The 13,211-nt window shown below is 40.9% G+C and carries 12 protein-coding genes; 5 read left to right on the top strand and 7 right to left on the bottom strand.

The genetic code is table 11. The annotated features are described in order from the left end of the window. Positions 1 to 241: 241 nt before the first annotated feature. On the top strand, positions 242 to 1,165 hold the full coding sequence (locus tag G458_RS0113205) for a universal stress protein (RefSeq protein WP_026952317.1): 924 nt from the start codon (positions 242 to 244) through the stop codon (positions 1,163 to 1,165). Between the two features lie 200 nt (positions 1,166 to 1,365). Here the strand turns inward: G458_RS0113205 and G458_RS0113195 are convergent, their stop codons facing one another. Next, complete coding sequence (locus tag G458_RS0113195) at positions 1,366 to 1,722, bottom strand: four helix bundle protein (RefSeq protein ID WP_026952316.1); 357 nt, start codon at positions 1,720 to 1,722, stop codon at positions 1,366 to 1,368. A gap of 206 nt (positions 1,723 to 1,928) precedes the next feature. Between G458_RS0113195 and G458_RS0113190 the strand changes: the two genes are divergently transcribed. From G458_RS0113190 to G458_RS0113180, 3 genes are read left to right on the top strand one after another with little or no spacing between them, the layout of a single operon-like run. Next, positions 1,929 to 2,474 (top strand): RNA polymerase sigma factor, encoded by a 546-nt coding sequence (locus tag G458_RS0113190; RefSeq protein WP_026952315.1) that lies wholly within the window; start codon positions 1,929 to 1,931, stop codon positions 2,472 to 2,474. A gap of 31 nt (positions 2,475 to 2,505) precedes the next feature. Then, positions 2,506 to 2,865: a hypothetical protein gene (locus G458_RS0113185; protein WP_026952314.1), complete on the top strand. Its 360-nt coding sequence runs from the start codon at positions 2,506 to 2,508 to the stop codon at positions 2,863 to 2,865. After that, positions 2,862 to 3,296: a hypothetical protein gene (locus G458_RS0113180; protein WP_026952313.1), complete on the top strand. Its 435-nt coding sequence runs from the start codon at positions 2,862 to 2,864 to the stop codon at positions 3,294 to 3,296. Before G458_RS0113185 ends, G458_RS0113180 begins: the two co-directional genes overlap by 4 nt. 37 nt (positions 3,297 to 3,333) lie before the next feature. Here G458_RS0113180 and mscL read toward each other — a convergent pair whose 3' ends face one another. Next, the gene (gene mscL / locus G458_RS0113175) at positions 3,334 to 3,750 is read right to left on the bottom strand and encodes a large-conductance mechanosensitive channel protein MscL (RefSeq protein WP_026952312.1); all 417 of its coding nucleotides are present in this window, start codon (positions 3,748 to 3,750) and stop codon (positions 3,334 to 3,336) included. Positions 3,751 to 3,910: 160 nt separating this feature from the next. On the opposite strand from mscL, the gene G458_RS0113170 reads away from it, so the two are divergent. Continuing rightward, entirely contained in the window at positions 3,911 to 5,962 is a 2,052-nt protein-coding gene (locus G458_RS0113170; protein WP_026952311.1) for a S9 family peptidase, read from the top strand. On the opposite strand, the gene G458_RS20790 is transcribed toward G458_RS0113170, so the two are convergent. From G458_RS20790 to G458_RS0113145, 5 genes are all read right to left on the bottom strand, one after another. Beyond that, a complete protein-coding gene (locus G458_RS20790; RefSeq protein WP_035468217.1) occupies positions 5,959 to 7,341 on the bottom strand; it encodes an exonuclease domain-containing protein in 1,383 nt (460 codons plus the stop codon). The two genes, G458_RS0113170 and G458_RS20790, sit on opposite strands and share 4 nt — an antisense overlap. Before the next feature lie 168 nt (positions 7,342 to 7,509). Then, positions 7,510 to 9,093, bottom strand: coding sequence for an NAD(P)/FAD-dependent oxidoreductase (locus tag G458_RS0113160; protein WP_026952310.1), 1,584 nt, complete (start codon positions 9,091 to 9,093; stop codon positions 7,510 to 7,512). 201 nt (positions 9,094 to 9,294) lie between these two features. Continuing rightward, positions 9,295 to 11,205, bottom strand: a complete 1,911-nt coding sequence (locus G458_RS0113155) for a polysaccharide biosynthesis protein (RefSeq protein ID WP_026952309.1) — start codon at positions 11,203 to 11,205, stop codon at positions 9,295 to 9,297. A 229-nt stretch (positions 11,206 to 11,434) separates the two neighbouring features. Further along, entirely contained in the window at positions 11,435 to 12,043 is a 609-nt protein-coding gene (locus G458_RS0113150) for a sugar transferase (protein WP_281171619.1), read from the bottom strand. Between the two features lies 1 nt (position 12,044). Continuing rightward, a complete protein-coding gene (locus tag G458_RS0113145; protein WP_026952307.1) occupies positions 12,045 to 13,181 on the bottom strand; it encodes a DegT/DnrJ/EryC1/StrS family aminotransferase in 1,137 nt (378 codons plus the stop codon). Between the last annotated feature and the right edge of the window lie 30 nt (positions 13,182 to 13,211).

Genomic DNA, 13,211 nt, shown 5'->3' with positions numbered 1-13,211 from the left:
TTGCAAATATACGAATTGAGTCAGGACGAGTTGGTCAATTGGCAGAATAATTGGAGAATTAACACCAACACAATTTCTGAAAAAATCACTGTTCCAAATTTTATTTGCCAGCAAAACAATCCAATAAACCTAAAATCCAAGTCCCGAAGCCACCATTCGTCAAAATCAAAATTTTATTTTGCGGATTTCTGAATAGATTGAATGACTAGATTTAACTTTGCGGTGCAAACCTTCCCTTGCTATGTATCTGATTAAAAAATTGATCGTATGTCTGGACCAAACTCCGCTGGACCAGACCTTGATTGAACAAGCGGCCTTTATTGCCAGAGTGAACCAAACCAAAAAGGTCTATTTCGCCAATGTGATCAAAAACCTATCGATTCCAAAAGAGGTCTTGGAGGAATTCCCCAACCTGGTGGAAAACATGATCAATGAGCGAAAAGAGGCTATGGAGAAGATGGTGAATGAACACTTCCCAGATATCAAAGGGCTTACGATTAGCTATGTAGTCAAAGAAGGAAACCTTTCTAAAAAGATATTGAAACTGGCTGAGGAAAAATCTGCGGACATGATCATCATCGGTAGAAAAGTAGATCTTCCCGGAACCGGTGTTGCCTCACAAAGACTCGCCAGAAGAGCAAGCTGTTCACTTTTGATCGTTCCAGAAGGATCCAAGCCAAAAGTCACCAAGCTATTGGTTCCCAGTGATTTTTCTGACTACTCCAAAGATGCACTGGAAGAGGCGGTAATGATTGCTTCCAAACATGGAGGCACCGCTGAGATCGTATGCCAGAATGTTTTTAACGTTCCTTCAGGTTATCATTTTACCGGCAAGAGCTATGAGGAGTTTACCGAAATCATGAAAATGCATGCCGAGATCAACTACAAAAAGTTTATCCGAAAAATTGATACCAAAGGAATCAAAATCACTCCTATTTATACCAAAGATGATGACGATGACCCTGTTCAGGAAATTGTTTCCAAAGCCGTGGAAATCGGGGCAGATGTGATCATTATTGGTGCCAAAGGACGTACTGCCGCCACTGCTCTTTTTATCGGAAGCATGGCTGAACGCTTGATTCAATACAACGATAGCCTTCCCTTGCTGGTGACCCGACCGAAAGGAAAAAATGCCGGGATATTGGATTATATTTTGGAAATATAAGCAAGGGCAATTGGCAAGAAGCATTGAGCAAAAGGCAAGGGGCAAGAAGCATTGGGCAAAAGGAAAAGGGCAAAATGCCATGGAACAATCTTCACTTTGCCATCTCTCCGTAAAGATCTAATCGCTTGGTTTGTTGAACGGTTTAAACAAACTGACACAGGTTAGTGAACAGTCCCTGATTTACTTTATGCTGGTATCAGTCAATACTTTTCTGGGTTATTGATGATATGCCCTAACAGCCGTCCTATTTCCTCTGATTTTTGGATTAGTAATTCATATTGTTGATGATATATATATCCACAGGTACAAGCAAATAATAGCCAAACTTGGGTTTCACTGTTTTCCATGTCAGCATCCGTAATTTTGGATATAAAATATTTGGGATACCGTTTTTTTCTAAATGATTCGCCTAGGTTTGCACAAACCGACCTGCTTGATCTTCGAATTTGATCAATAAGGGAATACCTCTCTTCTTTTGGAAATGATTTACTGATTTGAAAAATTTCCATCGCCAAATCAAAGCCAAGTTTAAAAACCTTCATTTGCCTGAAATCCATAAAAAATAAATTTAAAACCTAACACTAAATTAAACCTAACCACCTAAAATTGAAGTATTTCGATTGATTTTTTCCTGCTAGAAAACTCCGATTTATCCCTTACTGATTGCCTTTTGCCTATTGCCTTTTGAATATTCAAAAATCAAAAATGAAATTCAGTTTCAGGAATTAAACCATAGTACATTGAAATAGTCTAAACAGCTAGAATGAAAGAAATCGATCAGCAAATCCTGGAAAAAATACAGTCTCCTTTTACTAGGGAACTCGGATTCAGGCTGATGATCGAAACCTACCAGCGAAGAGTTTATCAGGTAATTCGAAGGATGGTTTTGATTCATGAAGATGCGGATGACCTTGTCCAAAACACCTTTATCAAGGCATATCGTTATCTTGATAAATTCGAAGGGAACTCTTCCCTTTTTACCTGGCTTTACCGAATCGGAACCAATGAAGCTTTGAGTTTCTTGGAAAAAAAGAAAAAACGGTTTTTCTTCTCGGTAGAGGATCATCAGGAAAAGCTGGAATCTTACTTGGATCAACCTGGTAATTTGGATGGAGATGAAATTCAAATCAGGTTACAAAAAGCCTTATTGAAATTACCCGAAAAACAGCGCTTGGTTTTCCATCTTAAGTATCAGGAAGAACTAAGCTATGAGGAAATGGCCGAAATAACCGGCACAAGTGTGGGTGCTTTGAAGGCCAGTTATCACCATGCCGTGAAAAAAATTGAACAATCTGTATTAAGTGAGTAAACTTTATTCTACTTGACTAGTCTAATCTGTGATGGAAAACTTACCCAGAATCAAGGAATTCAAAGCACCCGAAGGTTACTTTGACACCTTGCCTGACAAAATTCTTACAAAATCCAAAAAGGATTCAAAGCCGGTATTTCTGAAATATGCCGCTGCTGCGGTGATCCTTCTTTCCTTGGGAATTTGGCAATTTGGAGCCAACCCTTCCTCTACCCCATCCCTCTCCCTAGAGGATCAAGCTTTACTTTACATCGAAAGTAATCAGTGGACTGCCGAAGACGTCTTGAGCCTTTCTGATGATCCCAATGCAATTTTGGACCAAATTATCCAAGAAGAGTTAGCTGGAATGGATCCCCTATGGACTGAAAATGAAAATTGGTTTGAACAATGAAAAAACACACCATATATCTCCTGTTTTTCTTCCTGATTATGGGGGGAAATGTACTTGCTCAAAGACCAGGGCAACAAATTGATCCGGAAAGACTTCAAGCAGCCCGAATTGCATTTATCACGACCCGAATCGACCTTAAGCCAGAGCAAGCAGAAAAATTCTGGCCGATTTTCAATGAATACAATGAAAAACGGGAAGGACTGATGAAACAACTAGTAGCTCTAAACAGGAACGTCAATGAAATTTCGGAGGAAGAGGCTAAGTCCAGAATTCAACAGAGATTTCAACTGGAGGAAAAATTAATTAATGAAGAAAAAGCTTTTGTGAACAACGTCTCCAAAATCCTGAATTATAAGCAGATCTTAATGCTCAATAATATTGCGAGGGATTTTACTCGACAACTTTATCAAAGACAAAGAGGAGGAAATTAAAAAAGGTCCCGGATAAATCCCGGGACCTTTTGGTTTACTACTTCTTGAGCAAATCTCTGATTTCCTCCAAAAGCTTTTCACTAGGTGTTGGTCCAGGAGGTGGTGGCGGTGGCGCAGCAGCCTCTTTATTTTTCATGCTGTTAATAGCACGGATAGCCATAAATATAACGAATGCGATAATGATGAAATCAATCACATTTTGAAGAAACACGCCATAGTTGATCGCTACAGCAGCAATTTCCTCACCCGCATCGTTCATTGAAGCCTCTTTCAGAATCAATTGGAGAGAGGTGTAATCCACCCCACCCAATAATAATCCTATTGGTGGCATCAATACATCACTGACAAAGGAAGCTACGATTTTACCGAAGGCTCCTCCAATGATAACCGCAACGGCAAGATCTACGACATTGCCTTTTACTGCGAACTCTTTAAACTCTTTGAGTAATCCCATAAATGATTAAGGTTGATGGTTAATACTCATAAAAAGTCTGAAAAATTTCGGGGAATTACAATACCTAGACAAAAAAATGTATTTCAAAACAAACTAAAACATCATTCATTTTTATGGATTCGTTCCTTTTCTTTATCCTTGCAGGCTCAAATTTCAAGAAATGACACCACCAATTGCTTCGCAGAAAACAAAAGTTTTGGAAATCCACGGTCACCAGCGGAACGACCCTTACTATTGGATGAATGATCGGGAAAACCCGGAAGTCATCCAATATCTCGAGGCCGAAAACAGATACCTCGAGGAAACTCTAAAACCTGTAGAATCTTTCAAAAACGCTCTTTTTGAAGAAATGAAAGGGCGAATCAAGGAAGATGACCAAAGTGTACCGTATCGCAAAGCAGGTTATTATTGGTATTCTCGATACACTCAGGGTGCTGAATATCCAATCTTTTGCAGAAAAAGCGGAAGCTTGGAAAGCCCTGAGGAAATCATTCTTGATGTCAATGTTTTGGCAGAAGGAAAATCTTATTATCAAGTTGGCGGCACTGTGACCTCTCCAAACCAGAAGCTCTTGGCATTTGCGGCAGACGAGGTCGGAAGAAGGATTTATACCATCCATTTCAAAAATTTAGAGACTGGAGAAATCCTGGAAGAAAAGATCCCAAATGTCACCGGAAACATGACTTGGGCAGCTGACAATCGGACACTTTTTTACACTAAACAAAACCCAGATACGCTCAGATCCTACCAGGTTTATCGACATGAACTTGGTGATTCTGTCGAAAAGGACGTGTTGATCTATGAGGAAAAAGATGAAGAGTTTTCCTGTGTAGTCCACAAAACCAAATCAGAAAAATGCCTCCTCATTCACTCTGAGAGCACAATTTCTTCAGAAATGAGGTTTTTGGAAGCTGATAATCCCTTTGGAGATTTCAAAATCCTTCAGCCAAGAACTCCACATTTAGAATATGCCGCAGACCATTTCGGAGAATTCTTCTGGATCAGAACCAATGATCAGGCAAAAAACTTCAAGTTGGTAAAAGCTCCCTGCATTGCTCCCCAAAAAGAAAACTGGGTGGACGTTATCCCACATAGATCAGAAGTTTTGCTGGAGGATTTTGATTTGTTTGCAGGTTTTTTGGTGACTCAGGAAAGAAGCAATGGCTTGACGAAAATCCAGGTAAAACCTTGGGATGGAGATTCACACACTATCCAGTTTGAAGATCAGACCTACACCGCTTGGATCGGGGCAAATCCGGAATTTGAAACTGAAATGCTCCGCTTTGGATACAATTCTCTGGTAACCCCTTCCTCCACGTTTGATTACCACATGGTTTCCAAAGAAAAAGTACTTCTCAAGCAGCAAGAAGTAGTAGGTGGACATGATCCTTCAGCTTATCATTCGGAACGAATCTGGGCGAAAGCTAAAGACGGGGTGCTAGTACCCATCTCTCTGGTTTACAAAAAATCATTATTCGAGAAAAACGGGGAAAATCCTCTTCTCCTTTATGCTTATGGTTCCTATGGTTTTAGCATGGACGCATATTTCTCAAGTACTCGCCTGAGTCTTTTGGATCGCGGATTTGTATTTGCTATCGCCCATATTAGAGGAGGAGAAGATTTGGGAAGGCATTGGTATGAGGATGGAAAAATGTTGAAGAAGAAAAATACCTTCACGGATTTTATTTCTTGCGCAGAGCATTTGATTGGGGAAAAATACACTTCTCCTAATCACCTATATGCCATGGGAGGAAGCGCAGGGGGATTATTGATGGGCGCCGTGATCAATTTGAAACCAGAACTGTTTCATGGAGTCATTGCCAATGTTCCTTTTGTGGACGTGGTGACCACCATGCTAGACGAAACTATCCCTTTGACTACAGGGGAATTTCAGGAATGGGGAAACCCTAAACATCCAGAATATTACGAATACATGCTCTCCTATTCTCCTTATGATAATGTGGAAGCCAAAGATTACCCCAATTTGCTGGTGACTTCAGGATTGCATGATTCCCAGGTTCAGTATTGGGAGCCGACCAAGTGGGTGGCCAAACTCCGGGATTTAAAAACCGACAACAATCTCCTCCTACTTCACACCAACATGGACGCCGGTCATGGAGGTGCATCAGGAAGATTCAATGCCCTGAAAGAATTGGCTATGGAATACACCTTCTTGCTGATGCTGGAAGGAAAAATCCAGGAGCTCAATTAAAATAAGCTCATGTTTGGAGTTGAGGAATCTGGATCCAAAATCTGGATGGACTCCAAATCAAGTGTAGGCAAAAACTGTCTTAGGATATAAAAAGTCTCCGGGATCTTTGGAACTACCTCCAAAGATTCCGGATTTCCCTCCTCTTCTTTCACAAAACCAAACTTGACAAGCATTCCCCCTTCGAATTGACATAGGGCTTTTTCACCTTTTTCTCTGCCGGGAAGGGTCAGCAAAATCTCTTTTTTGCTTTCCTTGATCAATCCTATGAAGTCTTTGACCCGAGAGTTATAATCTTTGGGATGCTCCTGAGATTGGCAGGCCCCCATACAGGATTTATCCTGAACAGTGCTGCAGGTGACTTTCCGTAATCCACATAGCTTTTTGCACAGCTGAAAATTCTCAATCCCTGACTTAAGAAATTGATGGGCTTCTTCGGAGGTGAAGAAGGTCTCCAGAGGCCTAAGGTTTTTGGTGACTTTGGCAATTTGAAACCGGTAATATCCCATGCTATCCTGATAATCAAAAATCCCCCAAAGGCTCTTGGGCAATTTGAGCGCGGAATTATATTTCGGCCAAAGTCGCTTGATTTCAAGGGTTTCCAGCAAAAGCGCCATCATTTCCGAACCGGTCAACTTCCATTGAAGATCCACGATTTCAGACTTAAGTTGCAGCTTTAGATTTGGAAGAACTTTCCCCGAAAAATGGCCTTTAAACCTCTCCCGAATGTTAAGCGCTTTGCCCACATAGATTACTTTCCCTTTGTCATTGAGCATATAGTACACTCCACAGGCTTCGGGAATTTCCTTGAATTTGGAAAGAGAAAAATTAGGCGGCAGGAAGGCTTCCCCAGTATTTCTTTTCAAGGAAGAAAGGATGATTTCCTCCCTCATTTTATACATTCTGTCGAAAAGGATGGCAGTGGCCCTTGCGTCTCCCATTGCCCTATGCCGAGCTAAAATGGGGATTTTTAGGTTTTCACAAAGTCTGCCTAAACTGTAAGATTTTAAATCGGGAAAGACTTTTCTGGCAAGCCTCACAGTACAAATCCTGGGAGTATTCAACTGGCGTCCGACTTTGGAGAATGCCTCCCGGATAAAACCGTAATCAAAATTCACGGAATGGGCTACAAATACCCTTCCTTCCAAAAGATCCCAAAGTTGCTCAGCGATTTCTTCAAAAATTGGAGCATCTTCCAGCATGGAATTATCAATCCCCGTAAGCCCGGTGATGTAAGCAGGAACTGAATGTCCGGGATTGAGAAGAGTTTGGAATTCCTCAATAATCTCTACCCCATTATGAATCAATACTGCAATTTCAGTAATTCCCCCTCCTGAGGCAGAGCCTCCCGTCGTCTCGATATCCACAATGGCAAATTCCATCTCCTAAAAGTACGGAATTGTAAAAAAGAAGAAACTATTCTGACGGGAAATGACGGTCCGAGATCTCAGGATTCAACCCAATCTTACAATCAATCGGATTTCGTCCCTAATCGAAAAAATTACCCCCCCCTTTATACAACCTAAAACCTTCAACATACAACCTGATCCCTACCCCTTTTTCGAATAAGCTTGGATCAGCTTTTCGGCGCACCTTTCGCCATCCATCGCCGCAGAGACAATTCCACCGGCATATCCAGCTCCTTCACCACAAGGGAAAAGTCTTTTGAGTTCCGGGTGCTCAAAGCTTTCCCGGTCTCTAGGAATCCTCACCGGAGAAGAAGTTCGGCTTTCCACTCCTATTAATTGAGCTTCGTTGGTAAAGTAGCCTTTCATTTTTTGACCAAAAGCTTTAAAAGCCATTGCCATTCGCTGAGAAATAAAATCAGGAAGAACTTCTCTCATTTCCACAGAATTCAATCCTGGCTGATAAGATGTGTCTAATAGTGAAGAGCTGACTTTTCTGTTTACAAAATCAACCATACGCTGGGCTGGAGCAGTTTGATTTTCCCCTCCCAAAACCCAGGCCTTCTTTTCAATTTCCGCTTGAAAATGCATCGCAGCCAGAGGACCATATTTCTGGTACTCAGGTAAATCTTCCAATTCCACGGAAACCACCATGCCTGAATTAGCAAATTTTGAATCTCTTCGGCTAGGACTCATGCCATTGACTACGAGTTCACCGGGTGCTGTAGCAGCAGGTACGATAAACCCTCCGGGACACATGCAAAAGCTAAAGACTCCTCTTTGTTTTCCCTTAAACTCTGTCTGTTGAACCAAGGAATAAGAAGAAGCCGGCAAATAAGGTCCACGGTCAATTTCACAATGGTATTGAATCCGGTCGATAAGGTTTTGACTGTGTTCAATACGCACGCCCAAGGCAAAAGGCTTTGCCTCGATCAGTATTCTCTTGGCGTTCAATAAGGTAAAAATATCTCTTGCTGAATGGCCTGTCGCGAGAATTACACCGATCCCCTTGATAATTTCTCCTGATTGGGTTTTGACACCTTTAAGCTCATCATTTTCTATCAGGAAATCAGTAACCCGAGTTTCAAAAAGGATCTCTCCTCCCGCCTCTAAAATCGATTCTCTGAGTTTGGAAACCAGAACTGGAAGCTTATTGGTTCCGATATGGGGATGGGCATCCACCAAAATTTCCTCAGTGGCCCCATGAGCCACCAGGATCTCCATGATTCTGCGGATATCGCCTCGCTTTTTGGAGCGCGTGTAAAGCTTACCGTCAGAGTAAGTTCCTGCTCCACCTTCTCCGAAACAATAATTTGAATCCGGGTTTACGACACCATCTTTATTGATGGCAGCCAAATCACGTCTTCTTGACCTTACATCTTTACCCCGCTCTATGACAATGGGTTTTACACCCAATTCAATCGCCCTTAAAGCGGCAAAAAGTCCTGCTGGCCCTGCACCGACGATGATTAGAGGGGCTTCATTTTTTACTTGCTTGTATTCAGGAAAATGATCGAGCAGGGAACCTGGATTTTCATTGATAAACAATTCCGCTTCAACATTGACCAGGACTTTTCTTCCCCTGGCATCTATGGATCTCCGGGTTTGTCGGGCAAAAGCTTGCGGAGTCTCTGCAAACATCCCTGCTTTCTTGAGGAGAGTTTTTTTGAAAGTCTCAGCGTCGTAAGCCTCTTCAGGGCTTAACTGGAGGGTGAAGGTCTTTTTCATCGTAAGGTGTTTATCCTTAAAGAGCCGTAAAATTAGGGATTAGGAATGAGGAATGATGAATCAGGCAGGGCGATTTCACAAAAAAGGCTTTCCTTTTTTGGGAAAGCCTGATATCGTTTGATTCTAGGAGAATTTGAATAGAGAAGACTTAGATATTATTAAAGCCGATTTTCTTTGGAATAGATCAATGAATTTAAATTATCAATTCATCCGATCCAAAACTTCAAATCTGGATGAATTTGAAATAAATTCCGGTACAAGTGCTTTGAGATGTCTAACCAGATCTGTTTCGTTGTTTTTATTGACCAGATCCTGGAATAGTTCAATTTGTCCATCAATCTTATGGTAGGATGAAGGAAGAACCTGTGCAATTTTGATTTTAGGATGGTGGGTGATCTTTACAGTTTCAAAGTCATTTAGAAGTTCTTCAAAAAGTTTCTCACCTTCCCTAAGTCCGCTAAACACAATTTTAATATCTTGATCTACCTTTTTTCCGGAAAGCTGGATCATCTTCTTCGCCAAATCGAGAATCTTCACTGGCTCTCCCATGTCAAACACATAAATCTCTCCTCCTTCTCCCATCACGCCGGCTTCCAAAACCAGTTGACACGCTTCAGGAATCGTCATGAAGTATCTGGTGATCTCAGGATGAGTGACTGTAATCGGGCCTCCGTTTAGGATTTGCTTTTTGAAAAGAGGAATCACGGAGCCATTTGAGCCCAAAACATTTCCAAATCGGGTGGTGATGAATTTGGTGTGGAACTTCTTATGATTACTTTCCAAATATTCATTTAGAGCCTGAACGTACATTTCTGCCGCTCTTTTGCTGGCTCCCATGACATTTGTTGGATTCACTGCTTTGTCAGTGGAGACAAAAACGAATTTTTCAACTTGGGATAAAACTGCCAAATCAGCCAAAACTTTGGTGCCAATCACATTTGCATGGATCGCCTCTTCCGGATAATTCTCCATCATCGGCACATGCTTGTAGGCAGCCGCATGGAATACCACTTGAGGCTTCAGGTCCTTGAAAACCTCTTTCATTTTCTTTTTATTCCTGACATCGCCAAGAATAATCTTGATTGAGCATCCCGGGTGATGTTCTTTAAACTCCTGCTCGATATCATACAAAGGAGATTCTGCGATATCCAGCATCACGATTAATTTGGGATGATAGTGGCAGATTTGTCGGCAAAGCTCAGACCCAATAGATCCAGCAGCACCGGTTACCATGACAACCTTTCCTCTCAAATCCTCTTCGATTCTAGGATTATCCAGAATGATCTGATCTCTACTCAGTAGATCTTCAATTTTGATTTCCCGAATTGCTCCTGCTGTTAATCCCCCGTTGATCCATTGATCTACCGGAGGAACTATGGAAACCGAAATATTCAAGCGAAGGCACTCATCGATGATCTCACTTTTTCTTTTGACAGACAAATCTCTTACTGCAATGATCAAATCCGTGATATGGAATTGATTAACCAATTTTTCAAGAGTTTCTATTCCTTTATAGATCCTCTTTCCATCAATGTTTTTTCCATCCTTCTTTTCATCATCATCCAAAAAAGCAAGGATATTCAGCTGGCTTTTAGAATCTCTTTTGATAGCTTCCTGAGCAATAATTCCTGCTTCTCCGGCACCGAAAATCACCCCGTTCTTGAGAGCCTTTTCTGAAAACCCATTTTTGAGGTAAACAAAAATCTCCTTCACCAACAATCTATAAAAAATCAGCATAAACAGAGCTGAAAGGCTGGCAATGATTAAGACTGAAGTGGGAAGAAGAAACCTGTCATTTAGAAAATTTCCATGGAAGAAATTCAAAAAGAGGAATAGAATGAAGGTTATAAAGATCGTCTTGAAGATGTTGGATCCATCTCTGAACCCGGTATGCCTGACAATGCCTTCATAGCTTCTTGTGTTTTGCATGACCAGCAGGCCACCGACCATAAAAGTAAAACTACCTGCAAAGGCGTCATACTCTTCGATCTGGTGAAGTTCGAAATTGAACCGTACCAAATATCCGAACAGTGCGCAGTAAAAAAGAATGAATGAGTCGAGTAAGGCGATTATCCACCTAGGGAGAATTTTCAGCCTGGATAAAAAATTCATAGTAAAATTTCCTTCAGAAAGGTTAAAATTTAGACTACCTAATCAAATTTATTAATACATACAAAGTAAATAGAATTCCGAACAATTTTCAATTTTCGGTGAATTCTTTGAAGTTTTATTATAAATAAGTAAGATTTTTAGGCCTAGATCAAAAATTTTGATTAATAACAGAAGATAATATTGAAAAGGTCTAGATAAACTTAAAGAATTTCTTTAAGCCCAAAAAGAATCAATTTCGTCCTGTAAATCTTCCGACGGTCACATGACCATGTTGACTCACACCTTTTCCACGAAGAACATTAAAAAGGGTTATAAAAAGGATCTTGACATCCAATAAAATGGATAAATGATCCACATACCAAGTATCATATTCAAATTTCTTTGCCCAGGAAATGGCATTTCTACCATTGATCTGAGCCCATCCAGTCACCCCAGGTCTGACTAAATGTCTCCTGTTTTGCTCTTCTGAATAAAGGTCTAAATATTCAGGTAATAGCGGCCGGGGACCAACCATACTCATATCACCTTTGAGAACATTGAGCAATTGGGGGATTTCATCCAATGAGCTTTTTCGAACCCATTTGCCTAGAGGAGAAATTCTGATTTCATCCGAAAGGAGATTTCCAGAACTGTCCTTTTTATCCCACATGGTTTTGAATTTGATTATCCAAAATATCTTTCCATCCTTTCCGGGACGCTTTTGATAAAAAAACGGGGAGCCTTTGAAATAGGTGCTGAGTAGGATGGAGAGAATCAAAAAAACAGGAAGCAAAACCAAAAACATGATAAACGACAGAACTAAGTCTATTGCTCTTTTTCCAAACTCCCTGTATATCACCTCAAAAGACTTTTCTGAATTCCTTTTCGATTAAGCCAAGGATATACTCCTGCTGATCCAATGTCAGATTTGAAGAACTTGGCAAGCACAAGCCTTCCTGAAATAATTTTTCAGAGACATTTCCTCCATAATAAGGTGTCTTTCGATAAATGGGCTGAAGATGGAGTGGCTTCCACAAAAACCGGGTCTCTATACCATTTTTGAAAAGAATTACTCTCAATTTATCATTAGAAATCCCAGTGACTTCCTCATCTATGAGAATCGAGGTCAACCAATAATTGGACTCGGAGGTATCTAGTTCTTCCTGAAAAGTCACTCCCGGAAAATCCTTCATCAATTCTTTGTATTGTAAGTTGATCTTTCTCCTCCTGGCGACCATTTGGTCCAACTGCTCCAACTGAGCGACTCCCACAGCAGCGGAAATATTGGTCATTCTATAGTTGTAGCCAATTTCCAAATGCTGGTAATAAGGCAAATCTTCTCTTGCTTGAGAGGCTAAATACTTTGATTTTTCAATCACACCGGCATCATCCGAGATCAATGCCCCTCCTCCCCCACTGGTTATGATTTTATTTCCATTGAAGGAATAAATACCGATTTTCCCAAAAGTACCGCAGAATTTGCCATCAACTTTACTTCCCACTGCTTCAGCAGCGTCCTCCAAAACCGGAATGTTATATTTTTCGGAAATCGCCATGATCTCCTTCATTTTTGCTGGCATTCCAAAAAGATGAACTACCACAATTGCTTTGGGCTTTCTTCCTAAGGAAATTCTACTAAGAATGGCATCCTCCAATAATTCCGGAGACATATTCCAGGTTTCCTTTTCACTGTCCACAAACACGGGAGTTGCTCCCAAATAGACTATAGGATTGGCAGAAGCACAAAAAGTAAACGATTGACAAATCACCTCATCTCCCGGACCGATTCCTAATAGCACCAAAGCCAAATGAAGTGCCGAGGTTCCAGAGTTCAAAGCCACTACTTGGTGAGTCTTTATTTTTCTCCCAAGCTTTGTTTCAAATTTATTGATGAAGAAGCCATTGGTGGACAAATGCCCAGAATTCATAGCTTCTTGGACATACAAACTTTCATTGCCTTCGAAAACTGGGAAAGAAAGAGGTATTTGATATGCCATCCTATTGGGTGTAAGGAAATCGATTACGAA

Source organism: Algoriphagus mannitolivorans DSM 15301, assembly GCF_000429425.1.
Classification (GTDB): Bacteria; Bacteroidota; Bacteroidia; order Cytophagales; family Cyclobacteriaceae; genus Algoriphagus; species Algoriphagus mannitolivorans.
The sequence above is the reverse complement of the archived record's forward strand: the minus strand, read 5'-3'. Positions and strand labels throughout refer to the sequence as shown.

What these genes read in the sequence shown, in the direction of transcription:
- G458_RS0113205 (WP_026952317.1), top strand. Translation starts at nt 242, where the DNA reads ATGTATCTGATTAAAAAATTGATCGTATGTCTGGACCAAACTCCGCTG.
- G458_RS0113195 (WP_026952316.1), bottom strand. Translation starts at nt 1,722, where the DNA reads ATGGATTTCAGGCAAATGAAGGTTTTTAAACTTGGCTTTGATTTGGCG.
- G458_RS0113190 (WP_026952315.1), top strand. Translation starts at nt 1,929, where the DNA reads ATGAAAGAAATCGATCAGCAAATCCTGGAAAAAATACAGTCTCCTTTT.
- G458_RS0113185 (WP_026952314.1), top strand. Translation starts at nt 2,506, where the DNA reads ATGGAAAACTTACCCAGAATCAAGGAATTCAAAGCACCCGAAGGTTAC.
- G458_RS0113180 (WP_026952313.1), top strand. Translation starts at nt 2,862, where the DNA reads ATGAAAAAACACACCATATATCTCCTGTTTTTCTTCCTGATTATGGGG.
- mscL (WP_026952312.1), bottom strand. Translation starts at nt 3,750, where the DNA reads ATGGGATTACTCAAAGAGTTTAAAGAGTTCGCAGTAAAAGGCAATGTC.
- G458_RS0113170 (WP_026952311.1), top strand. Translation starts at nt 3,911, where the DNA reads ATGACACCACCAATTGCTTCGCAGAAAACAAAAGTTTTGGAAATCCAC.
- G458_RS20790 (WP_035468217.1), bottom strand. Translation starts at nt 7,341, where the DNA reads ATGGAATTTGCCATTGTGGATATCGAGACGACGGGAGGCTCTGCCTCA.
- G458_RS0113160 (WP_026952310.1), bottom strand. Translation starts at nt 9,093, where the DNA reads ATGAAAAAGACCTTCACCCTCCAGTTAAGCCCTGAAGAGGCTTACGAC.
- G458_RS0113155 (WP_026952309.1), bottom strand. Translation starts at nt 11,205, where the DNA reads ATGAATTTTTTATCCAGGCTGAAAATTCTCCCTAGGTGGATAATCGCC.
- G458_RS0113145 (WP_026952307.1), bottom strand. Translation starts at nt 13,181, where the DNA reads ATGGCATATCAAATACCTCTTTCTTTCCCAGTTTTCGAAGGCAATGAA.